The sequence below is a fragment of the Bradyrhizobium sp. BR 10289 genome (genome assembly GCF_019455385.1).
Lineage (GTDB): Bacteria > Pseudomonadota > Alphaproteobacteria > Rhizobiales > Xanthobacteraceae > Bradyrhizobium.
The window spans coordinates 17365-42147 of the sequence record NZ_JACOFR010000038.1; the positions used below are offsets into that span (position 1 = coordinate 17365).

A 24783-nucleotide genomic window follows, 5' to 3' on the forward strand; every position below is an offset into this window, starting at 1 on the left:
TTGCGACGCAGCCGCAGCATACTCGGTCATTGCGAGCGACGGAAATATGGCACCCTCGTGCCCCGGACGCAGCGCAGTGCCCTTCAGCGATGCGCTGCAGAGCCGGGGCCCATGCTGCTGAGTGACAAGCTAACGATCTGGGTCCCGGCTTTGCGAAGCAACGCTAATGCGTTGCATCGCGTCCGGGACACGAGATTAGGCTTCCTTACGCAAACTCCAGGATCAGCGCGTCCACCGCGAGCGTCGCGCCGGCGCTGGCGTGGACCTTCTTCACGGTGCCGTCCTGTTCGGCGCGGAGCACGTTCTGCATCTTCATGGCTTCGACCACCGCCAGCGTCTCGCCGGCCTTGACCTCCTGCCCTTCGGTCACCGCGATCGAGACGATCAGCCCCGGCATCGGGCAGAGCAGCTTCTTGCCGGTATCGGATGCCGCCGTTACCGGCATCAGCCGCGCGGAAGTCGCTTCCGCCTCGGTCCAGACATAGACCGGCACCTCGACGCCCTGATGCGCCAGACGAATGCCGTTGGCGATTGGGCGCGCCTGCACGGCGACGACATGGCCGTCGATGGTGCCCTGCCAGACCGGATCGCCCGGCTTCCACGCGGACTGCAGCAGATGCGCGTTGCCGGCCTTGCCGTCGGCGCCAATGAAGCGGATCGCGATCGCCTCCCCCTCGCGGGCGACCTCGAGCGGGATCTCCTGGCGGTCGAGCCAGACAGCGCGGCGCCGCTCGCGCTGCACGACGCGGCCGCCCATCTGTCCGGAAATCTGCCGCTTGCGCTCGCCGAGCACGTGATCGATGGCCGCGCCGACCGCGGCGATCCGACGCGCGACCTCGCCCTCGGGCACGCGCGCGGAGAAGCCCTTGGGGAATTCTTCCGTGATGAAGCCGGTCGACAGATTGCCCTCGCGCCAGCGCGGATGATGCATCAGTGCCGACAGGAACGGGATGTTGTGCCTGATACCATCGACATAAAATGAGTCGAGCGCGGTCGCCTGCGCCTCGATGGCCGCAGCGCGCGACGGCGCGTGCGTGACGAGTTTTGCGATCATCGGATCGTAGTGGATCGAGATCTCGCCGCCTTCCTGCACGCCGGTATCGTTGCGCACGGTGATGCCGTCCTTGCTCATTTCCGCCGGCGGGCGGTACTTCACCAGGCGTCCGATCGAGGGCAGGAAGTTGCGGAACGGATCTTCGGCATAGAGGCGCGATTCCACCGCCCAGCCGGTCAGCGTGACGTCCTTCTGCGCGAGTGCGAGCTTTTCGCCGGCCGCCACGCGGATCATCTGCTCGACGAGATCGACGCCGGTGACGAGCTCGGTGACGGGATGCTCGACCTGGAGGCGCGTATTCATCTCCAGGAAGTAGAAGCTCTTGTCCTGGCCTGCGACGAACTCGACGGTGCCGGCGGAATCGTAGTTCACGGCCTTGGCCAGCGCGACCGCCTGCTCGCCCATCTTGCGGCGAGTGGCTTCATCGAGCAGCGGCGACGGCGCCTCCTCGATGACCTTCTGGTTGCGGCGCTGGATCGAGCATTCGCGCTCGCCGAGATAGATCACGTTGCCGTGCTTGTCGCCGAGAACCTGGATCTCGATGTGACGGGGATCGACGATGAACTTTTCGACGAAGACGCGGTCGTCGCCGAACGAGGCTTTTGCTTCGGCCTTGGCGAGATTGAAACCTTCGGCGACCTCGGCCTTCGAATGCGCGATCCGCATGCCCTTGCCGCCGCCGCCGGCGGAGGCCTTGATCATCACGGGATAGCCGATCTCGTCGGCGATCCTGACGGCGTGCTTGTCGTCCTCGATGACGCCGAGATAGCCCGGCACGGTCGAGACCTTGGCTTTGGCGGCGGCCTTCTTGGATTCGATCTTGTCGCCCATCGCGGCGATCGCGCCGGGGTTCGGACCGATGAAGACGATGCCGGCGGCTTCCAGCGCCCGCGGAAACGCCTCGCGCTCGGACAGGAAGCCGTAGCCGGGATGCACGGCCTGCGCGCCGGTCTTCTTGCAGGCGTCGACGATCTTCTCGATCACCAGGTAGCTCTCGGCCGCAGCGGGCGGGCCGATCAGCACGGCCTCGTCGGCCATCTCGACATGGAGGGCGTCCCGGTCGGCCTCGGAATAGACGGCAACCGTCAATATTCCCATCTTGCGGGCTGTCTTGATGACCCGGCAGGCGATTTCGCCGCGATTGGCGATCAGGATCTTCTTGAACATGCTTTTCTTGAATCTCGACCTTGGGCGGGACCTGTCCCCGGTCGTGGGGCCTATGGGACGGGCCGTGTGGCTTCCGTGGTACATCAAAATGGGCCGGAGGCAACGGTCTAAATCCGCCCCCTCTGGCGTACCAGCGCAAGACCGGGACTGGCCGGGCAAGTCCTTGGACAGCTTATGGCTTCCCGGCCTCGGGTCCGGCCTTAGCCGACTCCTTGGCCAACTCCCTGGCCACGCCCCGGACCAGGCCGTGAATGAAGCCCAGCTTGGCGACCACGGCCGGCGACAGAATGAAGGGATAGAGGTCGCGCAATCCCATGGCACGGTTGACGCTGTTCATGGCGAAGGTAAAGGGCAGCCATGCGTCGACGAGCGTCTGGATGTCTCTTGCCTCATAGGGGTTGAAGCGGATCCGCGCCGTCAACTCCCCGTCGCGGTCGACCTTGGGGCGCACCTCCATGCCGAACTCGCCAGCCATCTCCAGCGTGTCGACGATGTGGAGATAATGCGCCCAGGTCTCGGCGAAATCTTCCCAGGGGTGCGTGGTGGCGTAGGCCGAGACGTAGTTCTGCTGCCAGTCAGGCGGTGCGCCCTCGGCATAATGGCGCTGCAGGGCCTCGCCGTAATCGACGGAATCATCACCGAATACCGCGCGGCATTCCTCGAGCTTGCCGCCGTCGCGCACCAGCACGTCCCAGAAATAGTGTCCGACCTCGTGGCGGAAGTGCCCGAGCAGCGTCCGGTACGGCTCGCCCATCTCGAGCCGGCGCCGCTCGCGCTCGATCTCGTCGGTCTCGGTGAGCGCAATGGTGATCAGGCCATTGTCGTGGCCGGTCATGACCCGCTGCCCGCTGTTGGGATCGTCCGCGAGGAAGTTGAAAATCAAACCGTGCTCGGCGTTGTCCTGGCGGGTCTGGAGCGGCAGCTTCCAGCGGATCAGGGAATAGAACAGACGGTGCTTCGCCACCTCCAGCTCGCGCCAGCCGGCGAGCTGGGCGGGATCGGAGAGGTCGGGCACGATGCCGTTGTGGCGGCAGGCCCGGCAATAGCCGGTGGTGTCGCCGGCATCCGTCAGCCAATTGCAGGCATCATATTCGGCATTGCGGCACAGCATCCGCCCCCTGCCCTTGTCGGCCAAGGTGGCCCAAGCACCACTGTCAGCGTCGCCATCGGGCTCGATCGCCGACATCGTCTCCTTCTCCGGCAGGAAGGCGACCCGATGGCCGCAGCGTTCGCAGACGCGGTTCTCGAAATAGAGGACGTTGCCGCAGGACTGGCAGACAAAGAGCTTCAAGATTGAGCCTCTTGGGAAAGGGAGTTTTATGAATGAGAGTTGTGGCGCCTCGCAAATACGCGCGGCGCCGGCCCATCGTTCCAACATTTGGAACAAATAGCCAGACCAGGTGTTCATCCATACCCGCCAGACTCCGCTTGGCGGCGCGTTTCCCTGTTATTTCCTTTTGAGCAATGGCTATCGCGCTTTGTCTGTGTGAATATCCGCTCGGCACGTGCGCTCACGCATCACAACGGCCGACGCCTTGAACGATCCTTTGCCCGAGACCATCGCCGCCGAACGGCTGCGCCAGCACCTCGAAGAGATCGCGCGCGAGCGCGACAACGCCTATCGCGCGCTCCAGGAGCGCGAGGCCGAGCTCGCGCGCATCCAGCGCATCGGCAAGGTCGGCGGCCTCGAAGTCGATTTCCGCGAGGGTTTCAGAAACCGCCGATCCCCTGAATACCTGATGATCCACGGGCTGCCGCCGGCGGCCGCCGACGAGAGCCACGACGACTGGGTCAACCGCATCCATCCGGATGATCGTGACGCCACGGTGAAGCACTTCCTGAAGGCGCTTTCCGGGACCAGTGAGGACTACACCGCCGAATATCGCATCATTCGTCCGAGCGACGGCGAGACCCGCTGGATCCGCGTCGTCGCCAAGATCGAGCGCGACGGCGACGGCCGCGCCATCCGCCTCGTCGGCGCCCATATCGACATCACTGCCCAGGCGCTTGCGCGCGAGACGCTGCGGGAGAGCGAGGAGCGCTTCCGGCTGATCGCCGACAGCGCGCCGGTGCCGATCTGGGTCACCAAACTCGACCGCAGGCGCTCCTTCGCCAACCAGGCCTATGTCGACTTCGTCGGCCTGCCCTACGACCAGGCGATCGATTTCGACTGGCGCAAGGTGCTGCACCCGGACGACCTGCCGCACGTGCTCCAGCAATCGGTGCAGGGCGAGGCCTCACTAAAACCCTTCGTGCTGGAGGCGCGTTACAAGAATGCCAGCGGCGAATGGCGCTGGCTGCGCTCGGAATCGCAGCCGCGCTGGGACCCGACCGGCAAGCATATCGGCTTCATCGGGGTCGCCCACGACATCACCGTCGCCAAGCAGGCCGAGATCGAGCTCAGGCGGCTCAACGAGACGCTGGAGGAGCGCATCGCCGAGCGCACCGCCGAGCTCGAATCCAATGAGGTGCGGCTGCGCGCGATTTTGGAGACCAGCAACCAGTATCAGGGCCTCGTCAACCTGAAGGGCGAGCTGGTCTACGCCAACAAGACCGCGCTCGACGGCATCAAGGCGCGCAGCGAGGATGTGATCGGAAAGCCGCTCTGGGAAACGCCCTGGTTCAGCACCACCGAGGGCATGAGCGCCCTCGTTCGCGACGCCTTTCACACCGTGCTGAAGGGTGAAGCGGTGCGGATCGAGATGCGGCTGCGCCTGCCGATCGGCGAGCGCGATTTCGAGTTCGGCATGCGCCCCGTGCTTGACCGCCACGGCAAGATCACCGGCGCGGTGCCGGAGGCCGTCGACATCACCGACCGCCGCCGCGGCGAGGAAGCGCTGCGGCAGTCGCAGAAGATGGAGGCGATCGGCCAGCTCACCGGCGGCGTCGCCCACGATTTCAACAATTTGCTCACCATCATCCGCTCGGCGACCGACTTCCTGCGCCGGCGCGAGCTGCCGGAGGAGCGCCGCCGCCGCTATGTCGACGCCATCTCCGACACCGTCGAACGCGCCTCGAAGCTGACCGCGCAACTGCTGGCCTTCGCGCGCCGGCAGCCGCTGAAGCCGCAGATCTTCAACGTCGGCAGCCAGGTCGAAAGTGTGGCGCAGCTGGTCCGCCCGCTGGTCGGCGGCCGCATCGAGATCGTCGTCGAGATCGACGATGCCGATTGCTTCACCGTCGCCGACATCGCTCAATTCGAGACGGCGCTGATCAACCTCGCCATCAACGCCCGCGACGCCATGGACGGTGAAGGCCGCCTCACCATCGCCGTGCGCAAGGTTTTGGGCATCCCGAGCCTGCGCGCCCAATCGGCGCGCGGCGGCGACTACGTCGCGATCTCGGTGGCGGATACCGGCAGCGGCATCGCGCCCGAGAACATCGATGCCATCTTCGAGCCGTTCTTCACCACCAAGGAGGTCGGCAAGGGCACCGGCCTCGGCCTCAGCCAGGCGTTCGGCTTCGCCAAGCAATCCGAAGGCGACATCGCAGTGACGAGCACGCACGGACAGGGCGCGACCTTCACGATCTATCTGCCCCGGGCTCAGAGCCCGGCTGCCGAGCAGGAAGCGGCTGCGCTGAGCAGCGAGACCGCCACCACCGGGCGCGGCTACCGCGTGCTCGTGGTCGAGGACAATGACGATGTCGGACAGTTCTCCACCGAGCTGCTGGAAGACCTCGGCTACGTCACCCGCCGCGTCGCCAACGCCAATGCGGCGCTCGCGATCCTCGGCGAGAACGAGTTCGCCGTCGACCTCGTCTTCTCCGACGTCATCATGCCCGGCATGAACGGCGTCGAGCTCGCCGGCATCATCCGTGAGCGCTATCCGGGGCTGCCGGTGGTGCTGACCAGCGGCTACAGCAACGTGCTCGCGGAGAACGCTCATCGCGGCTTCGAGCTGATCCAGAAGCCGTATTCGGTGGAATCGCTCTCGCGCATTTTGCGCAAGGCGATCACGGAGAAGCTGTCGTTGACGCGGTGAGTGTTTTGGGCACAAAACGCTGCCTCACACTCCGTCATTGCGAGCGCAGCGAAGCAACCCAGAATCCGTCCGGGGAGGTAGTCTGGATTGCTTCGTCGCTTCGCTCCTCGCAATGACGGCGGTGACACAGTCGCACTCTAACAGGCGAACATCGCATGAAACCCGCCCTCCTCTCCGCTTGGCAAACCTGGGCTTTGCTCTCCGCCTGCTTTGCCGCACTGACCGCGATCTTCGCCAAGGTCGGCGTCGAGAACATCAACCCGGATCTCGCCACCTTCATCCGCACCGTCGTCGTGCTGCTGGCTTCCTCGGTGCTGCTGTTTGTCACCGGCCAGTTCACGGTGCCTTCGGCGGTCTCGTCGAGGACATGGACGTTCCTGGTGTTGTCGGGCCTTGCGACCGGCGCGTCGTGGCTCTGTTACTTCCGCGCGCTGAAGCTCGGCCCAGCCACGCTGGTGGCGCCGATTGACAAGCTCAGCGTCGTGCTGGTCGCCCTGTTCGCGTTCGCTTTTCTCGGTGAGCGGCCGACGGCGCAGGGTTGGATCGGCATCGCCATGATCGGCGCCGGCGCGGTGCTGCTGGCGGTGAAATTCTGAGGCATGCGTTCGCTCCGCTCCCGTTTGCTGGCCCTCTGGATCATGCTGGTCGTCTCCGGCATCGCAACCGGCTACCTGCTGTTCGAATCCTTTCAGCAGACGGCGAACGCACGGCTCGCCCGCTCCGAGGATCTGGTCGCACGCGCCTGCCGCGACCTTGCCGACCGCTACCAGTTCTTCGTGAGCGGCTGGTCTGGCGGACCGATCGACGACGCCTTGAAGCGGCAGCTGACGACGGTGGCCCAGGCCGCGCTTGCAGGCGCGCCCGGCGTCGAGGGCGGCATCTGGCAGGCCGACGAAGGCTCGCTCGCCTACGCGTTTCCGACCTATGAGGGCAGCGGGCCGAAGACCGACCTTCCCGCGGCCGAGCTCAACACCATCCGCGAGGTCAATGCCGAGGCGCTGCGATCGGGGCGCGCGGTGTCGATCCGGCAACCCGGCCGGTCCCAGGTGCTCATCCTTCAGGCCTGCCCGCTGCGCGGCCCGCTGACGGGAATCACCGGATGGACGATGACGCGGGCCTTTACGGCGGAGGGCCCCGCCTATAATCAGTTGCTGGCGGGACTGATCTTGCTGGCGCTGACCATCTTCGGCTCGGCCGCCTGGCTCGCCCGGGTGCTTTATGTCTGGTCGCGCAAGATCAACCAGATCGAAACGGCGCTGGATGACCGGCGCGACGGTGCAATCGATCTGCCGAAGCTGGCACAGACCGGCGCTCCCGAACTCGACCGCCTCGTCGATGCGCTCAATAGCACCGGCGAGCGCTTGTCGCTGGAACGCCGCCGCGCCGCCGCGGCCGAACGGCTCGCCGCGCTCGGCCGCATGTCGGCCGGCCTCGCCCACGAAATCCGCAACCCCATCGCAGCGATGCGACTGAAAGCGGAGAATGCGCTGGCCGTCCCCGACGGCTCGCGCAGCGAGGCGGCCCTGACCACGATCCTGCAGCAGGTCGACAGGCTCGACGCGCTGCTGCGCGACTTGCTGGAGATGACGCAGGCCCGCGAGCCCAGGCTGGCGAAGGTCGATCTCGAAACCTTCCTGGGGCAGACTGTCGAGAGCCATCGCGATCTCGCCGCCACCCGTGGCATTACCCTGACCGTGGGAACCGGGCCCTCATCTTCGCCGTTACCACAATTCGATCCGTCCCAGATGCAGCGGGCCTTGGACAATTTGGTCATCAACGCCATCCAGAACACGCCAGCCGGCGGGACGATCACCGTCGAGGCGAGCCGGCGCGACGACAGCTTGCTGTTACGGGTGACCGACACCGGCCCCGGCATCGCCCAGGATGTGCGCGAGCGCTTGTTCGAGCCGTTCGTCACGGGGCGCGCCGATGGCACCGGCCTCGGGCTGGCTATTGTTCGCGAGATCGCACGGCATCATCATGGCCATGTGCGGCTGGCCCGGGATATCGGCGGCGCAATTTTCGAGATCGAAGTGCCATGGCGACAGTCCTGATCGTCGACGACGACGCGGCGCTCCGCGACGGCCTTGCCGAAGCACTTACCGATCTCGGCCACGCGCCCCGCCTCGCCGCCTCCGGCCGCGAAGGTCTCGCCGCGCTCGACGATGATATCGATGTCGTTCTGCTCGACCTGCGAATGCCTGGCGGCATGGATGGGATCGAAGTGCTCCGCCGCATACGCGCGCGCGCTGACGCGCCGCCCGTCGTGGTGCTGACGGCCTTCGCCAGTGCCGCCAACACGATCGAGGCGATGCGCCTCGGCGCGTTCGATCATCTCAGCAAGCCGATCGGACGCGCGGAGCTGAAAGACCTGCTGGGCCGCCTGCCCGAGCGCATACCGGCGGTCAACGATCCGGACGCGGGCCACGAGGATGGCCTGATCGGGTCGAGCGAGCCCATGCGCAGCGTGCAGAAGGCGATCGGGCTCGCGGCCGACAGCGACGCTATCGTGCTGATCCTCGGCGAGACCGGCACCGGCAAGGAGCTGGTAGCGCGTGCGCTTCACGTTCACGGCAAGCGCAAGGACGGCCCCTTCGTCGCGGTCAACTGCGCGGCGATCCCCGAAGATTTGCTCGAGAGCGAGCTGTTTGGCCACGTGAAGGGATCCTTCACCGGCGCGACCGCGGATCGCACCGGCGCCTTCCGCGATGCAGCCAATGGCACCCTGTTCCTCGACGAGATCGGCGACATGCCGCTGGTGATGCAGGCGAAGATCCTTCGCGCGTTGCAGGAGCAGGTGATCACACCAGTCGGGGGCAAGCCGGTGCATACCAATGCCCGCGTCATCGCGGCCACCCATCGCGATCTCGCCAGGCTGGTCGCGACCGGCGAATTCCGCGAAGATCTCTACTATCGCCTCGATGTCCTGCAGATCGCGATTCCGCCGCTGCGTGATCGTTCCACCGACATTCTGCCGCTCGCACGTCATTTCCTTGCCCGTGTGGCGGCAAGCGGCGGCCGGCACAAGCATCTCGGCCAGGCCGCGATCGACAAATTGCAGCGCCACTCCTGGCCCGGCAATGTTCGCGAACTGCGCAACACGATCGAGCGCGCCTGCATCATGACGCGCGCCGACGTCATCGGGCCCGACGACATCGACACCAGCGTGCACGAGGCGGCGACGAGCCCGGCGCCATCCGGTGCGGATCTCCCCGCCGCCGTCGCTGAACTCGAGAAGGCGATGATCATCCGGGCCCTGGACGCGTGCGACGGCAATCGGACCGAAGCGGCGCGCCGGCTCAACATCAACCGCCAGCTCCTCTACACCAAGATGCAGCGTTACGGCCTCGCCGAGATGTCAGAAAAGCTGACGGACCGCGTCGGGAAAGATGACGCCTGATGACGTCGCTGCCGGAATAAATCCTTTCAAATCAATCGTTTTGTGGCTGGCATATTGCTTGCTGAACTCTCCGCAAGCGACGAGGTCGCGACATCGAAAGGAGTTGTTCCATGAAGACGACACGCATGCGCACCATGTTCTGGGCGCTGCTCGCCACCACCGCGATCGGCGGCGGAGCGGCCGCGTACTCACAGGCGACGGGCCCGATGTGGGATTCCTCGCAACTTCCGGAATCGCGCGGAACGGTCAAGCAATACACGCTGACGCCGCGGGGCGACGTCGACGGCGTAATTCTCACCGACGGCACTGAGGTGAAGCTGCCGCCTCACCTCAGCGCGCAGACCGTCTACGCAATCCGTCCCGGAGATCAAGTGTCGGTGCGCGGCCTGCGCGCGCGGGCCATCGCGCTGGTCGACGCGGCCTCAATCACCAATGTCGCGACGGGCAAGAGCGTGATCGACAATGGGCCGCCGGACCGTCGCGGCGGCGGAGACGATCAGACCGTCAGCGGCCGCATCGCGCTGCAATTGCACGGCAAGCGCGGCGAGGTGAACGGCGTTGTGCTCGATGACGGCACCACATTGAGGCTGCCGCCGCCGGAAGCCGAACGGATGCAGGATCAATTGCAGCAGGGCCATACGGTCTCGGCCCGGGGCGATATGCTGGATACCGCGCTCGGCAAGGTCGTCGACGTGCGCGCCATCGGTACGTCCCAGGACCAGATGACGGAGTTGCGCGGCCCACGTCCGCCCGGACCGAAGGATGGACCCGATCGCCGCGGTCCCCCGCCGCCGCCTCCGCCGCGCGGCTGATCCAACCGTTCACATCGACAGGAAAGAGCTGACATCATGCATTGGATAGATCCTGAAAGCCTGCCGGAGACCGCAGGCACCTTCGACCGCTTCGTGCTCAATCCCCACGGCGAGGTCGACGGCTTCATCATGAAGGACAAGAAAACCCGCATCCTGGTCCATACGCCGCCGCATATGGACAGAGAGCTGACCCGGCATCTCAAGCAAGGCGAGACGGTCCGCGTGCGCGGTGTGCGCCCGCGCGGCGCAGAGTTGCTCGCCGCAGTCTCGGTGACCACCGCCGGCGGTCGCGAGATCGTGGACAACGGTCCGGAGCACGACCGCGAGCATCCGAAGGTGAAGCACACACCGATGTCGGCGGAAGGCGTGGTCGAGCTGTCGCTGTTCGGCCCCAAAGGCGAGCTGCGCGGCGCGCTCTTGTCCGACGGAACCGTGGTGCGTGTCGGCCCGAAGGAGGCCGGGCACGTGGCCGCCCTGCTTGCTCCGGGTGCACAGCTCGCGGCCCGCGGCGACGGCGTTCAAACGAGGCACGGGCGCGTGATCCACGTCGAGGAGATCGGCCCTAGTTCCGAGCGGCTGAAGCCGGCGAAGAAGCCCAAGCCGAAGGACAAGAAGCCGAAACACGGCCACGGCGAAGGCGCTCACGCGGCGTAAGGCGCGACGAAGGCGAGGAAGGAAGACCGTCATGTCTGACAACGACGACAAGGCACGCGCCGGCCGCGCGCTGGATGCCGCCAATTTCTTCCTCGCCGACGTCCGCGACGGGCTCGGCCCCTATCTCGCCGTCTATCTCCTCACCGAGCAGCACTGGGACGAGGCGCGCATCGGCCTCGTGATGTCGATCGCGACCGTGGCCGGCATCGTGGCTCAAACGCCAGCCGGCGCACTCGTCGATGCGACGCGGGCAAAGCGGATGGTGATGGTCGTCGCGGCCGTCATGGTCACGCTGGCCTCGCTGTCGCTGCCTCTGTTTCCCACCTTCCTGCCGGTCGCGATCTCCCAAGGGGTCGCACAGGCCGCCGCGGTGATCTTCCCGCCCGCGATCGCCGCCGTCTCGCTCGGCACTTTTGGTCACGCCGCCTTCACGCGCCGGATCGGCCGCAACGAGACCTTCAATCACGCCGGCAACGCCGTTGCAGCCGCCCTCGCGGGCCTCAGTGCTTACTGGTTCGGTCCGACGGTTGTGTTCTATCTTCTCGGCGCAATGGCGATCGCGAGCCTCGTCAGCATCCTTGCGATTCCGGAGCGGGCCATCGACCACGAGCTCGCTCGCGGGTTGGATAACGTCGATACGCACAGCGAGCAGCCCTCGGGTCTCGCGGTACTCCTGACCTGTCGTCCCCTGCTCGTCTTCGCGATCTGCACGGCGCTGTTTCACCTCTCCAACGCGGCGATGCTGCCGCTGGTCGGACAAAAGCTCGCGCTCCAGGACAAGAACCTGGGCACCAGCCTGATGTCGGCCTGCATCGTCGCCGCGCAATTGGTGATGGTGCCGTTCGCGATGCTGGTCGGCGCCAAGGCCGATCGCTGGGGCCACAAGCGCTTCTTCCTCGCCGCATTGCTGATCCTGCCGATCCGCGCGGCCCTCTACACGCTCTCGGACAATCCGTTCTGGCTGGTCGGCGTGCAGCTGTTCGACGGCGTCGGCGCCGGTATCTTTGGCGCGATTTTCCCCGTCATCGTCGCCGACCTCATGCGCAACACCGGCCGCTTCAACGTCGCGCAAGGCGCGGTCATCACGGCCCAGAGCATCGGGGCTGCGCTGTCGACCACGCTGGCCGGCTTCGTCGTGGTCGGCGCCGGCTACAGCGCGGCGTTCATCACCCTCGGCGCGGTCGCGGCGATCGGCGCCGTCGTCTGCCTCCTCGCTTTGCCCGAGACGCGGCATGCTCCCCTGCCGGCGCGGGGGAAGACAGCGGCGTCCGCTTCCGCTATCGCTGCCGAATGAACTCGTGCCATTCCGGGGATTGAACGTGCCGTCTGACGCCATCTTGGCCTGGAGCATCATCGTCGCCGCGACCGCCTGCGTCATCATCCGCCCCTTTCGCCTGCCTGAGGCGATCTGGGCGGTGATCGGCGCCGCGGCGCTGGTGCTGCTCGGCCTGCTGCCGTGGCAGGACGCGCTCACCGGCATCGAGAAAGGCCTCGACGTCTATCTCTTCCTGATCGGCATGATGCTGATCGCCGAGCTCGCCCGGCTCGAAGGCCTGTTCGACTATCTCGCGGCCCTTGCCGTCGAATATGCAGCCGGATCGCCGCAACGGCTGTTCCTGCTGATCTACCTCGTCGGCACAATCGTCACCGTGCTGCTGTCGAACGATGCCACCGCGATCGTGCTGACACCCGCCGTCTATGCCGCAACGCGCGCGGGCGGCGCCAAGCCGCTGCCCTATCTGTTCGTCTGCGCCTTCATCGCGAACGCCGCAAGCTTCGTGCTGCCGATCTCCAATCCGGCCAATCTCGTCGTGTTCGGCGCGCGGATGCCGCAATTGACCGAATGGCTGCGCCTGTTCGCCCTGCCCTCGGCGGCTTCGATCCTGCTGACCTATATCGTGCTGCGCCTGACCCAGCACCGCGCGCTGAACGAGGAGACGATCGCCCGCAGCGTGCCGCATCCAAAGCTTGGCCGCGGCGGCAAGCTCACGGCGGTCGGCATCGTCGCGATCGGGATTGTGCTGGTCACGGCGTCCGCGCTCGACAGGCAGCTCGGCCTGCCGACCTTCATCTGCGGCGTGGTCACGGCCGCGATCGTGCTGCTGATCAGCCGGCAATCACCCCTGCCCGTGCTGCGGGGCGTGTCCTGGAGCGTGTTGCCGCTGGTCGGCGGGCTCTTCGTCATGGTGGAAGCGCTGATCAAGACCGGCGTGATCGGGCAGCTCAGCGCGCTGCTCCATCAGGCCGTGGCGCAATCGGTGACGCAAGCGGCCTGGAGTGTCGGCATCGCGACCGCCATTGCCGACAACATCGCCAATAATCTGCCGGTCGGTCTTGTCGCAGGCTCCGTCGCCGCCAGCGATCACCTGCCCGCGCCCGTCATCAGCGCGATCCTGATCGGCGTCGATCTCGGGCCCAATCTGTCGGTCACGGGATCGCTCGCGACGATCTTGTGGCTGGTGGCACTCCGCCGCGAAAAAATCGAAGTCGGCGCCTGGCCGTTCCTCAAGCTCGGCATGCTGGTGACGCCGCCGGCCCTGATCGCAGCGCTCGCGGCCGCGATCCATTAATCCCGCGCAGTTTGCGGCGCATCAATGCGGCCGGCTGAACCCGACCTACACTGCACCTTGTCACGCGGGTCCCATGCCGCGCGGCAAGGAGGTTCATCATGCAGATTCAATCGAAGGCATTGCCGCAGAGCTTTTCCCTGCGCGGCGCGTTTCTCCGTTCCACCGCGCCGGGTGCAACATCTCATCCGATGCTCGTCTTCACGGCCGTGGTGCTGCTGGCCCTGTTCGCGATCGTGCAGATCGACCTGCACAGCGCCCAGCTTCAGGCGATCGGCCTGCTCGGCCACGGCGCGACCGGAATCGACCCGATCTTTCTGGGCCCATAGCGGGAGAAGCCCGGTCGCGGCCATGAGGCCGCGACCGGGTCGCGATCGTCAGTCGTTCTCGTAGCCGTAGACTTCCGGCAGGATGAAGATTGCGGCGAGCAATCCGATCAGCGGGAAGATCGCGACGAACAGCGTGGCGTTGGCCTGCCCGATCGCCGCGAACAGCGACGGGAACAGGAAGATCGCCAGGAACGACGGCAGCTTCACGAACATGTAGGCGAAGCCGCTGGCGGTGCCGCGGTACTTCGGCTTGGCGACCATGGTCGGGATCGTCATGCAGTTCGACGCGTCCCAATAATGGCCCCACAGCATGGCGGCAGCCGCGAACGGCAGCAGCATCTTGTTGTCGGTGTAGAGCGCGAAGGCGGCGAGCAGCAGCGCGCACAGCACGATGCCGAAACCGGCGATGGCGATGCCGCGATGGCCGATCTTCGGCGTCAGCAGCGGCCCGACCCAGCCTGACAGGGCGGCGAAGCAGAACAGCGCCATCGTCACCAGGTTGTTGCCGAGCACGCTCGATACGCCGACCATCACGAACAGAACCGGCAGGTAGAACGCGAAGGTCGAGAACTCGCTGCCTTGCGCGAAGCAGGCGATCCAGCCGTAGATGGTGGCACGCCAGCGGATCGGGTCCTTCCTGAGATCGGCGATGAAGTCGCGCGTGGTGACCTTCTGCACCGGTACGTCCTGGTCCGGCAGCATGTCGAGGTTGTCGTTGAACATCTCGCGCGCGACCTGCTTGGCCTCGCGATAACGTCCCTTCTGCACCAGCCACACCGCCGTCTCCGGCACGTCATGGCGCATGATCAGGATGATCAGCGCCGGCAGCGCGCCGAGACCAAGCGTCACGCGCCACAGCGTCTCGTGGTGGATGTCGAGCAGCAGGAAGATCACGATGACGCCGATGGTCAGCACCTCACCGACGGCGAACATGAACTGCCAGCGGTTGCCCATCACCTCGCGCTCACCCTTGGCCATCGATTCCATGATGTAGGTGTAGCCGGTCGAGATGTCCGAGCCGAGCGGAATGCCGAGCAGGAAGCGGATTACCACAAGCCAGCCGACGCTGGGCACGAAGGCCTGCGCCAGCGCCAGCACGATGAACATCACCATCGTGATCAGGAACATGACGCGGCGGCCGATCTTGTCGGAGAGCCAGCCACCGAGCAGCGCACCGATCAGCGCGCCGCCCTGCGTGCCCGCCGCGGCGAGGCCGAGCATCAGCGGATCGGGATTGTATTGCTCCTTGATGAAGATCAGCACGAAGGCGATCGAATAGAGATCCCAGGCTTCGACCAGGATCGAGGCCATCATCAGCCAGCCGACCTTGTTGCCCTTTGGACTGTAGTTCGTGATGAGATAGCGGACCGCGGCTTCGCTCGCGGTCGGTTGTGGCACGGCCATCGTTGACATTTCTTGGGTCCTCTCTTCGAAACTCTCTGAAGCGCGATGAGGTCATCGCGCTTCAGCCATTTGGTTTGAGCATGATCTCTTCGGAAAACCGCTGCGCACTTTTCCGTATCATGCTTACGCGTCAAGCAGCGGTTCGATGCTGCAATCGAGCAGGCGCGGATCGATCCCCGCCTCCATGCCCGTGAACATCTGGTCCATGTAGTCGATCAGCGCATCGCTCGCCTTCACGGCGTCCTCGATGCGACGGCCGGCAACCGCGCTGAGAATGGCGAGATGGTGATCGATCGTGCCTGACAGATCGGTCTGCCCCGGCATGAAGCGGTGGTGGATGTAACCGATGCGGCGATACAGCGTGTGCAGCGGCCGCAGCGTGTGCACCAGGAACGGCTCGCCGGCGGCTTCTAGCACCAGCGCATCGATGCGGCGGTCGAGGCTGTTGAATTCGTCGAGCGTCAGCGTGGCGCGGCGCTCGCGCAACAGACGCTCGATGTGCAGCGCCTGATTGCGATGCGACAGGCTGGCGCGATCGGCCGCAAGCCGGACGACGAAGCGCTCCATGTCGCGGCGCAAGGCCAGCAGCATGCGCTCGCGCGAAAGGTCGATCGGCGCGATGTGCAGGCCGTGACGCGGACGAATGATGATGAGCGTATCGGCGGACAGACGATTGACGGCGTGATGCACCGGCGTGCGGCCGAAACCGGTGATCTGCTGCAGCTCCAGCATCGTCATGAATTGCCCGGGCTTGAGCTCGCAATGAACGAGGAGCTCTTCGATCTTCTGGTAGGCCAGCTCGAAGAAATTGAGCCGGTTGCGCCGCGAGGGCTTGCCCTCGCCGTCGTCATCGCTTTTCACCACCTCGAGCGCGCGCTTGCGGCGTGCCATGTCGTTCTCTCCCTTCAGGTCCGCGCTCTCGTTGCTGGGTGGCGCCATATTTGTGGCACCCTTAAAACATGTTGTGATATATTACAAGCAGGGCTAAGACTCCCGCGCGCCCTGCAACATGTTGCAGCGCAAAATGAAACGGCGGGCGCGAGGCGCCGATGATGGGAGGACAAGGCCTGTGAAGATCACGTCGATCGAGACGCTGCGCACCGAGGAATTCTCCAATGTCATCTGGGTGCGCGTTCACACCGACGCCGGCGTGATTGGTCTCGGCGAAACCTTCTATGGCGCAGGCGCAGTCGAAGCGCAGATCCACGACACCTTTGCCGGCCGCCTGCTCGGCCGCAATCCCCTGCACATCGAAGCCATCCATCGCGACATGCTGAACCTGCCGATGGCGCAGTCATCCACCGGCGTCGAATACCGCGCGGCGTCAGCCATCGACATCGCGCTGTGGGATCTGTTCGGCAAGGTCTGCAATCAGCCAGTGCACCAGATGCTCGGCGGTCTCTGCCGCGACAAGCAGCGCATCTACAACACCTGCGCCGGCACGCAATATGTTCGCTCCACCAATATCAGCCCGGTCGCGAACTGGAATCTCGGCGCGTCCAAAGGTCCCTATGAGGACCTCGACGGCTTCATGAACCACGCCGACGCGCTGGCCGAAAGCCTCTTGGAGAGCGGCATCTCGGCGATGAAGATCTGGCCGTTCGATCCCGCGGCGCAGGAGAACAAGGGCCTCTACATCACCGCCGCGCAGATGAAGCAGGCGATCGAGCCGTTCGAGAAGATCCGCAAAGCGGTCGGCGACAAGATGGAGATCATGGTCGAGCTCCACTCGCTGTGGAATCTGCCGACCGCCAAGCAGATCGCGCGCGCGCTCGAGCCCTACAAGCCGACCTGGTACGAAGACCCGATCCGCATGAACTCGCCGCAGGCGCTCGCCGAATATGCCCGTTCCACCGACGTCTGGGTCTGCGCCAGCGAGACGCTGGGCTCGCGCTTCCCCTACAAGGACATGCTCGATCGCGACGCCATGCATGTGGTGATGGCGGATCTGTGCTGGACCGGCGGCCTCACCGAGGGCCGCAAGATCGCGGCGATGGCCGAGACCTATCACCGGCCCTTTGCGCCGCATGACTGCATCGGCCCGATCGGATTCATCGCTGCCATCCACATGTCGTTCAGCCAGCCCAACACGCTGATTCAGGAATCCGTGCGCGCCTTCTACAGGGGCTGGTACAACGAGCTCGTCACCACGATGCCCACCATCAAGGACGGTTACGTCTTCCCGATGGAAGGACCGGGCCTTGGCGTCGACCTTCTGCCCGCCGTATTCGAGCGCTCCGATCTGACCGTGCGCCGCTCCAACGCTTGAGGATTTTTTGAGATGAGCACCGCTTTGTTCGACCTGTCCGGCCGCACCGCCCTCGTGACCGGCTCCTCCCGCGGGCTCGGCCGCGCCATCGCCGAAGGCATGGCCAAAGCCGGCGCCAAGATCATCATCAACGGCGTCGACCCGAAGCGTGTCGAGCAGGCCGTCGCCGAATTTCGCGCCGCCGGACATCAGGCCGAAGGCGCCGCCTTCAACGTCACCGACGAGCCGGCGATCGTCGCCGCCTTCGAGCGTTTCGATCGCGAAGGCCTTGCGGTCGACATTCTCGTCAACAATGCCGGCATCCAGCACCGCAAGCCCTTGGCGGAATTCACCACCGACGAATGGCGCAAGGTGATCGAGACCGATCTGACCAGCGCCTTTGTGATCGGTCGCGAGGCCGGCAAGCGCATGATCCCGCGCAAGCGCGGCAAGATCATCAATATCGGATCGCTCGGCAGCGAGCTCGCGCGTCCTACCATCGCGCCCTACACTGCGGCTAAAGGCGGCATCAAGAATTTGACGCGCTCGATGGCGGTGGAATGGGCCCAGCACGGCATCCAGGCCAATGCGATCGGCCCCGGCTACATGCTCACCGACATGAACGAGGCGCTGGTCAATAATCCCGACTTCAACAATTGGCTGATGGGCCGCATCCCCTCCAAGCGTTGGGGCAAGCCGGACGAGCTGGTCGGCGCGGCAATCTTCCTGGCGTCGGACGCCTCGACCTATGTCAACGGCCAGATCATCTATGTCGATGGCGGCATGATCGCCGCGATGTAATCGCGAACAGGGAACGAGACCATGCGCGCCGTCGTCATTCATGCCCCGAAAGATCTGCGGATCGATACCTATCCTGATCCGGCGCCCGGCCCGGGCGAGGTCCGCGTCAAGATCGCCAATGGCGGCATCTGCGGGTCCGACCTGCACTATTACCACCACGGCGGCTTCGGCGTCGTCCGCATTCAGCAGCCGATGGCGCTGGGGCATGAGATCGCCGGCGTGGTTGCAGCCATCGGCGACGGTGTCACCAGCGTTCAAGCTGGCACGCGCGTCGCGGTCAATCCGAGCAAGCCGTGCGGCCAATGCCTGCATTGCCAGGAAGGCATGCGCAACCAGTGCCTCGACATGCGCTTTCTCGGCAGCGCGATGCGCTTCCCCCATGTGCAGGGCGGCTTTCGCGAGTTCATCACGGTCGACGCCACGCAGGCCGTGCCGATCTCCGACAAGCTGTCGCTGGCGGAGGCCGCGGTTGCCGAACCGCTCGCAGTGTGCCTGCATGCCGGCAAGCAGGCCGGCCCCCTGCTCGGCAAGCGCGTTCTGATCACCGGCTGCGGCCCGATCGGCGCGCTGATGATTTTGGTCTTGCGCTTCGGCGGCGCGTCCGAGATCGTCGTCACCGATGTCGCCGATGCGCCGCTCGCGGTCGCAAGAAAGCTCGGCGCCAGCCGCGCCATCAATGTCGCGACCGATGCCACCGCGCTCGATCCCTGGCGCGCCGGCAAGGGCGTGTTCGACACGCTGTTCGAGGCCTCCGGCAACCAGGCGGCGCTGCGCACCGCGCTCGACGTGCTGCGTCCCGGCGCGACGCTGGTGCAGCTCGGCCTCGGCGGCGAGATGACGCTGCCGATCAACGCCATCGTCGCCAAGGAATTGCAGCTCCGCGGCACCTTCCGCTTCGATCCCGAGTTCGAGCTCGCGGTGCGGCTGATGGGCGAAGGCCTGATTGACGTGAAGCCGCTGATCACGGCGACCCTGCCCTTCGAGAACGCGGTCGCCGCCTTCGAGCTCGCCACCGACCGTTCGCAGTCGATGAAGGTACAGCTGACGTTCTGAGCGCGATGCGGCTTGCTTGATTCAGTCGCGCGCCCAGAACTCAGACCACCTCTCCCGTAGGGAGAGGTCGGATCGCATCGCAAGATGCGATCCGGGTGAGGGCTTAAGCTCTCACCGAATGCTGCGGCCCCTCACCCGGATTGCACTAAACGATGCTTCGCATCGCCAGGCGCAATCCGACCTCTCCCCGTTGAAGCAAGCACCGCCGATCGACTACAACGACCGCCCTACCGGTTCTCGACCAGCCGGTCACTGACCAGCCGCACGGCTCCGCGCTTCCACGAATAATCCGCGCCCATGCGCAGGCCGCTGTCGCCGCGTGCCAGCACCGCGCCGGTTTTGGCGTCGCGAACCTGGAAGCCCAGCGTGTATTCGGTGCGGCTGACCCGCCGCACCACGCCGATCAGCGATTGATCCGCGCCGAGCTTTTGCGCGATCGCAGCCTCGCACCCGTTGCAATCGCGCAAGGCGCGCACGCTTGCCGCCTCGCCGCCGACCTCGACGATGCGGTAGCGGCCGGATTGGCCGAGCGCCTCGCGCACGCCGGCGGTGACTTCCGCGAGGTAGGAGGCATCCGACGTGGCCGACGCGCCTGCTGAAGCCGCCGTCGTATCCTCCAGCTCGAAATCGAACACGGCGAGCGCGACCGGCGCGGGTGTTGCGAGCGCGGCCATCACCTCGCGGGACACGAACATCTCGGCCCGCTCCCAGGATTCATCATTGTCGCCGCGGAAAATATAGAGCTTGTCCATCACGAGCTTCTTCGCGTTCACGTCGATCACGGCGACCTTGGCCCATTGCACCAGCGTGCTGGTCTTCTGGATGCCGCCGATCACCTTGAACGCTGCGCCATCCTGGGCCGACGGCGCCAGCCGGTAGCGCTGATCAGCCGCGATGTCCCGCCTGAGCGCGGCCATGAACGCGGCAAGCCGGCGCTCATGGGCCGCGCTCTGGTCGGCCGGCTCGGCCGAGGTGTCGGTGTAGCTGAAATCGTCCACGGCAACGCCGATGGCGGCCTCGGCACCGGCTGGCGAAGCGGCCGCCGGAAGGACGACGAAAAGGAAGGCAGAGAGGATCGAGCTGAAACGGCGCATGCGGGCCTCGTGTGATGGAGGGGCGCCGCAATCTGGGGGGCGATCTCCGACTGCGCAGCAGCACAGGTCCCGCCCTGAGCCGGGAAAATTTCACGACGTTGCACCGCACTATGCGCAGTGCTTTCCGCAGCTTCCGTTCTGCCGTTTAATGCGGAAGCGACAAACCCGCTCGCACCAAGGTGCCCGCCGATGTGGAACCGTCCGAGGTTCGATCTCAAGGTCCGTCTGACGTTGCGCGTGGCCGCGATATCGGCCGCCTGCTTCGCGGCGATCTCAGCGTATTTCCTGATCACGGCCGACCGCGCGGCCCATGCGCGCATCGACGGGATCGCCGCCATCGTGGCGAAGACGCTGGAGCTGCAACAGGGCAAGATCCAGTGGGGCACCAACCCGCGCTCGGATTTTCCCGACCTTGACCCGGTTTCGGCTTACGTGATGACGCCCGGCCTGTGCCTGGCATTCCGCGGCGCCAGCGGCGACATCCTTCAGCGCTTCTGTAGCGGCGCGCCCATCCCGGCGAGCCCGCCGCCGCAAATCTTCACCGCCTTCTATCACAGCCTGTTCGACCCCGGCCGGGAGGCGGCGCGGCCCGTGATCGTGCGTGGCGTGAAACTCGGCGACACCGTGGTCTCGGTCGATCCGGCGGTGCAGACGGCGGAGGCCTGGCACGAGGCCGGCCGGTTGATGCTGGCACTTGGAATCGCGCTGCCGCTGCTGTGCGTGCTGGTCTATGCTGCGCTGGCCCGCGCGCTGCGCCCGACGCGCATGATTCGTACCGGGCTCGAGCAGATCGCCGCCGGCGACCTCACCGCGCGGCTGCCACCGTTCGACCTCGCCGAGCTGTCCGCGATCCGCGACGTCTTCAACCATCTCGCCGAGAGCCTCGACACCGCGCTCGCCGAACGCGCCGAGCTGACGCGAAAGCTGATCGCGCTCCAGGACGAGGAACGCCGCCATCTCGCCCGCGAGCTGCACGACGAGTTCGGCCAGTCGCTGGCCGCCATCCGCGCCCTCGCCGCCTCCGCCCGCCAGACCGCGGCGCAGGACTGCCCGTCTTTGCTCGGCGAATGCGACGGCATCGCGCGGACCGCCACCGGGATGATGGAGACGCTGCGCGGCGCGCTGTTCCGGCTGCGCCCGCCCGATGTCGAGGAGCTCGGGCTCGTCGCCAGCCTCGAAGGTCTGGTCGCGGGGTGGAACGGGCGCAGCCGCGGCGAGACGCGGTTTTCGATCCGCTTCGACGGCGCATTCGAGAGCCTGCCGGCCGCGATCAGCGCCAGTCTCTACCGCATCGTGCAGGAGGCGCTGACCAACGCCGCCAAGCATGCCGGCGCCGCCAAGGTGAGCCTGGAGTTGGCGATGCACACCGACGAGATCGCGCTGGCGATCGAGGATGACGGACGCTCGCACGATCCTGCCTCCAAATCGGGCATGGGCCTGCTCGGCATGCGCGAGCGCGTCGCGGCGCTGCGCGGGCGCTTGAGCTTCGAGGCCGGCCCCAACGGCGGCTCGGCGCTGCGCGTCGTGATTCCCCTCCCCGCCGCCGATCCGCCGGCGCTGGAGCGCGCCGCATGAGCGCGACGATCCTGCTGGTCGACGACCATTCCGTCGTCCGCGAAGGCTATCGCTCCGTGCTCCAGAAACAGCCGGGCCTGCGGGTCATTGCCGAGGCCGGCGACGGTGCGGAAGCCTACCGCCTGTTCAAATCCGAAGCGCCCGACCTCGTCATCATGGACCTGAGCATGCCCGGCATCGGCGGCATCGAGGCGGTCAGGCGGATCAGGCAATGGGACAAGGCCGCAAAGATCCTCGTCTTCACCATGCACGAGAATGCCGGCTTCGCCGTGCAGGCGATCCGCGCCGGTGCGCGCGGTTACGTCACCAAGACCAGTCCGCCCGAGACGCTGGTCCGCGCGGTGATGGACGTGCTCGCCGGCAAGATCGCCATCAGCCCCGACATCGACCACGAGCTCGCGCTGAGCCGCCTCGCCGGCGAAAGCTCGGCCGCCGACGTGCTCACGCCACGCGAGTTCGAGGTGCTGCGGCTGCTGCTCGCCGAGAACACGACGGAGGAGATCGCCGAGACCCTGCACGTCAGCCCGAAGACGGTGGCGAATCTGCATTCGCTGATCAAGGACAAGCTCGGGGTCGGCTCCGACATCGAGCTGGTTCGCCTCGCGCTGCGTCAGGGATTGCTCACTGAGGTCGATCTCGGCGAGGCCTGATCCCGATCATTCCTGCGCGATCACCTGGTCCAGCCACGCGCAGTTCAGCGGCGGCACGCGGGGATCGGCGACACGCACGCCGCGCGCCGCTGCATCAAGCCGCATGTCGCGCAGCCGCTTGCGCTGCTCGTCCGGCATGTTGAGCCGTTCGTGCCCCCATAGCGATGGACCGTCAAAGGTCTCGTGCGGCTGCCATGTCGCGGGATCGATGATGCGTCCGCCCCAGCCATATTCGATGAAGAAGCCCGACGGCGTGTTCACATAAAACGAGGTCATATGGTCGTTGGTGTGACGGCCCAGCGTATAGACGACGCGGCCGTCCTCGAGCTGCGCGAGATCGTAGCCCTGCCCGACATCGTCGAGACTGCCAAGCTCGACCATAAAATGATGCAGCGCCTTGCGCCCCGAGCCAACCATGGCAAAGGAATGGTGCCGGCCGTTGACGTGGAAGAAGTACAGCCCATAGGGCTTCAGCCCGAAATCCGAGACGTGAAAGCCGAGCACGTCGCGATAGAACGGCAGCAGCGGCGCGACATCCTCGACATTGAGCACGACATGCCCCATGCCGAGTGCACCGGTGCGGAAGCCCGAGATCGGCCGGCCCGGCTTGAAGGGCTCGCTCGCAACCTCCGGCTTGCAGAACACCTCCAGCCGATTGCCCGCAGGATCGGAGAACACGATCAGCTCGGCGACGTGCCGCTCTTCGGCAAGCGCGCGCGAGCCACGCGCCACCTTGACGCCATGGCCCTCCAGCCGACCCGCCAAATGATCCAGCTCAGCGGTCGACGGAACCTCCCAGCCCATCACCGCCAGACCCGCATCGCTGCTGCCGTCGACGATCAGCCGCTGTTTGCGATCGTCCATGCGGAACGCGCGCATCTTGCCGCCGCGGTCGACTTGCTGCATGCCGAGCAGCCCGGTCGCCATCCGGCCCCACTGATCGAGCTGGGATGAGTTGATCCCGATATAGCCGAGCGCGGTGATTTCCATCGACATCCTCCCGAAAGCATCGCGTTCGTTGCAATGCGGCGAACTTGATACCGGCCGCGTGCGATCCTACGGTGGCGTGCCGCAATCGCTTCGCGTTCGCAAAGACGATAATCGCGCCGCGATCCGCCACAAGGGAGGAAATACGAAGTGTCCAAGGAGCGGACGCGGAACGGACAGCCGCGGCAGTCTGAGGGCGTCCGCGCCTTCAAGCGCGGGCTGGACGTGCTGCAGGAGGTCAACCGCTCCGGCGGCATCCGCGCCGGCGACGTCGCCCGCGCGCTCGACCTGCCTCGCCCGACCGTCTATCGCCTGCTCGAAACGCTGGAGGAACTCGGTTATGTCGCCCGCAGCGCCAGCGATGATCGTTTTCGGGTGACCCGGCTCGCCCTCAGCCTCGGCGATGGTTACGACCCCGGCGTGGTGATCTGCCAGGCGGCCGCGCCCTATCTCGCCGAATTGAGCAAGAACCTGGTCTGGCCGGTCGATCTCTCGACTTATGAGAACGCCGCCATGGTGGTGCAGGAGACCACCCATTCCCGCAGCCCGCTTTCGATCGACCGCGGCATGATCGGCAAGCGCCTGCCGATGCTGCGGACGTCAGCGGGCCGTGCCTATCTCGCCGCCTGCCCCGCGCGCGAGCGCGACCTGATCGTCAGTCATCTGCGCCGCATCGACGAGGCTGACGATCGTCCCTTCCTCGCCGAAGGCCGCCTCGACCGGATGATTGCCGAAACACAGGCGCGTGGCTATGCGATCCGCAGCGAGGGCGAATACAATCCGAAGACGGCATCGATAGCCGTGCCCATCGTCCGCGACGGCGCCGTGTTCGGATGCATCTCCATCATCTGGATCAAGTCGGCGCTTTCCCTCGACGAAGCCGTCACCGGGTTCGTGACGGCGTTGCGCGAAACGGCGGCGACCATTCCAGTCGAGCCCTAAAGCGCGATGAGATTTGGATGAACCCATCGCGCTTAGGTTCTTTGTTTACGCATGATCTTTCGG

The 24783-nt window shown here is 65.8% G+C and carries 21 protein-coding genes; 15 read left to right on the forward strand and 6 right to left on the reverse strand.

The window, feature by feature from the left end; all coding sequences use genetic code 11:
* Positions 1 to 205: 205 nt before the first annotated feature.
* Both HYH08_RS35580 and HYH08_RS35585 read right to left on the reverse strand, forming a co-directional pair.
* Entirely contained in the window at positions 206 to 2221 is a 2016-nt protein-coding gene (locus tag HYH08_RS35580; protein WP_220014479.1) for an acetyl-CoA carboxylase biotin carboxylase subunit, read from the reverse strand.
* A 172-nt stretch (positions 2222 to 2393) separates the two neighbouring features.
* A complete protein-coding gene (locus HYH08_RS35585) occupies positions 2394 to 3512 on the reverse strand; it encodes a zinc-binding metallopeptidase family protein (protein ID WP_220014480.1) in 1119 nt (372 codons plus the stop codon).
* 214 nt (positions 3513 to 3726) lie between these two features.
* Between HYH08_RS35585 and HYH08_RS35590 the strand changes: the two genes are divergently transcribed.
* The 9 genes from HYH08_RS35590 (at position 3727) to HYH08_RS35630 (ending at position 13966) form a co-directional block, all read left to right on the forward strand.
* Positions 3727 to 6204 carry a PAS domain-containing hybrid sensor histidine kinase/response regulator gene (locus HYH08_RS35590; protein WP_220014481.1) on the forward strand — a complete coding sequence of 826 codons (2478 nt, stop codon included), beginning with the start codon at positions 3727 to 3729 and terminating at the stop codon, positions 6202 to 6204.
* A gap of 155 nt (positions 6205 to 6359) precedes the next feature.
* Positions 6360 to 6800: an EamA family transporter gene (locus tag HYH08_RS35595; RefSeq protein WP_220014482.1), complete on the forward strand. Its 441-nt coding sequence runs from the start codon at positions 6360 to 6362 to the stop codon at positions 6798 to 6800.
* Between the two features lie 3 nt (positions 6801 to 6803).
* Positions 6804 to 8258 carry a sensor histidine kinase gene (locus tag HYH08_RS35600; RefSeq protein ID WP_220014483.1) on the forward strand — a complete coding sequence of 485 codons (1455 nt, stop codon included), beginning with the start codon at positions 6804 to 6806 and terminating at the stop codon, positions 8256 to 8258.
* Positions 8243 to 9604 (forward strand): sigma-54-dependent transcriptional regulator, encoded by a 1362-nt coding sequence (locus tag HYH08_RS35605; RefSeq protein WP_220014484.1) that lies wholly within the window; start codon positions 8243 to 8245, stop codon positions 9602 to 9604. Before HYH08_RS35600 ends, HYH08_RS35605 begins: the two co-directional genes overlap by 16 nt.
* Positions 9605 to 9714: 110 nt before the next feature.
* Positions 9715 to 10416 (forward strand): hypothetical protein, encoded by a 702-nt coding sequence (locus tag HYH08_RS35610; protein ID WP_220014485.1) that lies wholly within the window; start codon positions 9715 to 9717, stop codon positions 10414 to 10416.
* A gap of 36 nt (positions 10417 to 10452) precedes the next feature.
* Positions 10453 to 11070, forward strand: a complete 618-nt coding sequence (locus HYH08_RS35615) for a hypothetical protein (protein ID WP_220014486.1) — start codon at positions 10453 to 10455, stop codon at positions 11068 to 11070.
* A gap of 31 nt (positions 11071 to 11101) precedes the next feature.
* A complete protein-coding gene (locus HYH08_RS35620) occupies positions 11102 to 12364 on the forward strand; it encodes an MFS transporter (RefSeq protein ID WP_220014487.1) in 1263 nt (420 codons plus the stop codon).
* Between the two features lie 25 nt (positions 12365 to 12389).
* Positions 12390 to 13640 carry an arsenic transporter gene (locus HYH08_RS35625; RefSeq protein WP_220014488.1) on the forward strand — a complete coding sequence of 417 codons (1251 nt, stop codon included), beginning with the start codon at positions 12390 to 12392 and terminating at the stop codon, positions 13638 to 13640.
* A gap of 98 nt (positions 13641 to 13738) precedes the next feature.
* Positions 13739 to 13966: a hypothetical protein gene (locus HYH08_RS35630; protein WP_220014489.1), complete on the forward strand. Its 228-nt coding sequence runs from the start codon at positions 13739 to 13741 to the stop codon at positions 13964 to 13966.
* A 48-nt stretch (positions 13967 to 14014) separates the two neighbouring features.
* Here the strand turns inward: HYH08_RS35630 and HYH08_RS35635 are convergent, their stop codons facing one another.
* Together HYH08_RS35635 and HYH08_RS35640 are read right to left on the reverse strand one after the other, a co-directional pair.
* Complete coding sequence (locus tag HYH08_RS35635; RefSeq protein ID WP_220014490.1) at positions 14015 to 15379, reverse strand: MFS transporter; 1365 nt, start codon at positions 15377 to 15379, stop codon at positions 14015 to 14017.
* A 114-nt stretch (positions 15380 to 15493) separates the two neighbouring features.
* Positions 15494 to 16261, reverse strand: a complete 768-nt coding sequence (locus tag HYH08_RS35640; protein ID WP_220014491.1) for a GntR family transcriptional regulator — start codon at positions 16259 to 16261, stop codon at positions 15494 to 15496.
* A 133-nt stretch (positions 16262 to 16394) separates the two neighbouring features.
* Between HYH08_RS35640 and HYH08_RS35645 the strand changes: the two genes are divergently transcribed.
* Genes HYH08_RS35645 through HYH08_RS35655 form a run of 3 tightly spaced genes read left to right on the forward strand, consistent with a single transcriptional unit; the run spans position 16395 to position 19472 of the window.
* Entirely contained in the window at positions 16395 to 17639 is a 1245-nt protein-coding gene (locus HYH08_RS35645) for a mandelate racemase/muconate lactonizing enzyme family protein (protein ID WP_502789363.1), read from the forward strand.
* 12 nt (positions 17640 to 17651) lie between these two features.
* On the forward strand, positions 17652 to 18419 hold the full coding sequence (locus HYH08_RS35650) for an SDR family oxidoreductase (protein WP_212345747.1): 768 nt from the start codon (positions 17652 to 17654) through the stop codon (positions 18417 to 18419).
* A gap of 21 nt (positions 18420 to 18440) precedes the next feature.
* Entirely contained in the window at positions 18441 to 19472 is a 1032-nt protein-coding gene (locus HYH08_RS35655) for an L-idonate 5-dehydrogenase (protein WP_220014493.1), read from the forward strand.
* A 227-nt stretch (positions 19473 to 19699) separates the two neighbouring features.
* Here HYH08_RS35655 and HYH08_RS35660 read toward each other — a convergent pair whose 3' ends face one another.
* Entirely contained in the window at positions 19700 to 20566 is an 867-nt protein-coding gene (locus HYH08_RS35660) for a DUF3280 domain-containing protein (protein ID WP_220014494.1), read from the reverse strand.
* A 189-nt stretch (positions 20567 to 20755) separates the two neighbouring features.
* Between HYH08_RS35660 and HYH08_RS35665 the strand changes: the two genes are divergently transcribed.
* Together HYH08_RS35665 and HYH08_RS35670 are read left to right on the forward strand one after the other, a co-directional pair.
* A complete protein-coding gene (locus HYH08_RS35665) occupies positions 20756 to 22141 on the forward strand; it encodes a sensor histidine kinase (protein WP_220014495.1) in 1386 nt (461 codons plus the stop codon).
* Positions 22138 to 22791 (forward strand): response regulator, encoded by a 654-nt coding sequence (locus tag HYH08_RS35670; protein ID WP_220014496.1) that lies wholly within the window; start codon positions 22138 to 22140, stop codon positions 22789 to 22791. The genes HYH08_RS35665 and HYH08_RS35670 overlap by 4 nt, the downstream gene beginning before the upstream one ends.
* 6 nt (positions 22792 to 22797) lie before the next feature.
* Here the strand turns inward: HYH08_RS35670 and HYH08_RS35675 are convergent, their stop codons facing one another.
* Entirely contained in the window at positions 22798 to 23781 is a 984-nt protein-coding gene (locus HYH08_RS35675) for a VOC family protein (RefSeq protein ID WP_220014497.1), read from the reverse strand.
* A gap of 147 nt (positions 23782 to 23928) precedes the next feature.
* Between HYH08_RS35675 and HYH08_RS35680 the strand changes: the two genes are divergently transcribed.
* Positions 23929 to 24720: a DNA-binding transcriptional regulator gene (locus HYH08_RS35680; protein WP_220014498.1), complete on the forward strand. Its 792-nt coding sequence runs from the start codon at positions 23929 to 23931 to the stop codon at positions 24718 to 24720.
* Positions 24721 to 24783: the final 63 nt, after the last annotated feature.

Coding starts and splice junctions, on each gene's coding strand:
- HYH08_RS35580 (WP_220014479.1), bottom strand. CDS start 2,221: ATGTTCAAGAAGATCCTGATCGCCAATCGCGGCGAAATCGCCTGCCGG.
- HYH08_RS35595 (WP_220014482.1), top strand. CDS start 6,360: ATGAAACCCGCCCTCCTCTCCGCTTGGCAAACCTGGGCTTTGCTCTCC.
- HYH08_RS35600 (WP_220014483.1), top strand. CDS start 6,804: ATGCGTTCGCTCCGCTCCCGTTTGCTGGCCCTCTGGATCATGCTGGTC.
- HYH08_RS35605 (WP_220014484.1), top strand. CDS start 8,243: ATGGCGACAGTCCTGATCGTCGACGACGACGCGGCGCTCCGCGACGGC.
- HYH08_RS35610 (WP_220014485.1), top strand. CDS start 9,715: ATGAAGACGACACGCATGCGCACCATGTTCTGGGCGCTGCTCGCCACC.
- HYH08_RS35615 (WP_220014486.1), top strand. CDS start 10,453: ATGCATTGGATAGATCCTGAAAGCCTGCCGGAGACCGCAGGCACCTTC.
- HYH08_RS35620 (WP_220014487.1), top strand. CDS start 11,102: ATGTCTGACAACGACGACAAGGCACGCGCCGGCCGCGCGCTGGATGCC.
- HYH08_RS35630 (WP_220014489.1), top strand. CDS start 13,739: ATGCAGATTCAATCGAAGGCATTGCCGCAGAGCTTTTCCCTGCGCGGC.
- HYH08_RS35635 (WP_220014490.1), bottom strand. CDS start 15,379: ATGTCAACGATGGCCGTGCCACAACCGACCGCGAGCGAAGCCGCGGTC.
- HYH08_RS35640 (WP_220014491.1), bottom strand. CDS start 16,261: ATGGCACGCCGCAAGCGCGCGCTCGAGGTGGTGAAAAGCGATGACGAC.
- HYH08_RS35645 (WP_502789363.1), top strand. CDS start 16,395: ATGAAACGGCGGGCGCGAGGCGCCGATGATGGGAGGACAAGGCCTGTG.
- HYH08_RS35650 (WP_212345747.1), top strand. CDS start 17,652: ATGAGCACCGCTTTGTTCGACCTGTCCGGCCGCACCGCCCTCGTGACC.
- HYH08_RS35655 (WP_220014493.1), top strand. CDS start 18,441: ATGCGCGCCGTCGTCATTCATGCCCCGAAAGATCTGCGGATCGATACC.
- HYH08_RS35660 (WP_220014494.1), bottom strand. CDS start 20,566: ATGCGCCGTTTCAGCTCGATCCTCTCTGCCTTCCTTTTCGTCGTCCTT.
- HYH08_RS35665 (WP_220014495.1), top strand. CDS start 20,756: ATGTGGAACCGTCCGAGGTTCGATCTCAAGGTCCGTCTGACGTTGCGC.
- HYH08_RS35670 (WP_220014496.1), top strand. CDS start 22,138: ATGAGCGCGACGATCCTGCTGGTCGACGACCATTCCGTCGTCCGCGAA.
- HYH08_RS35675 (WP_220014497.1), bottom strand. CDS start 23,781: ATGGAAATCACCGCGCTCGGCTATATCGGGATCAACTCATCCCAGCTC.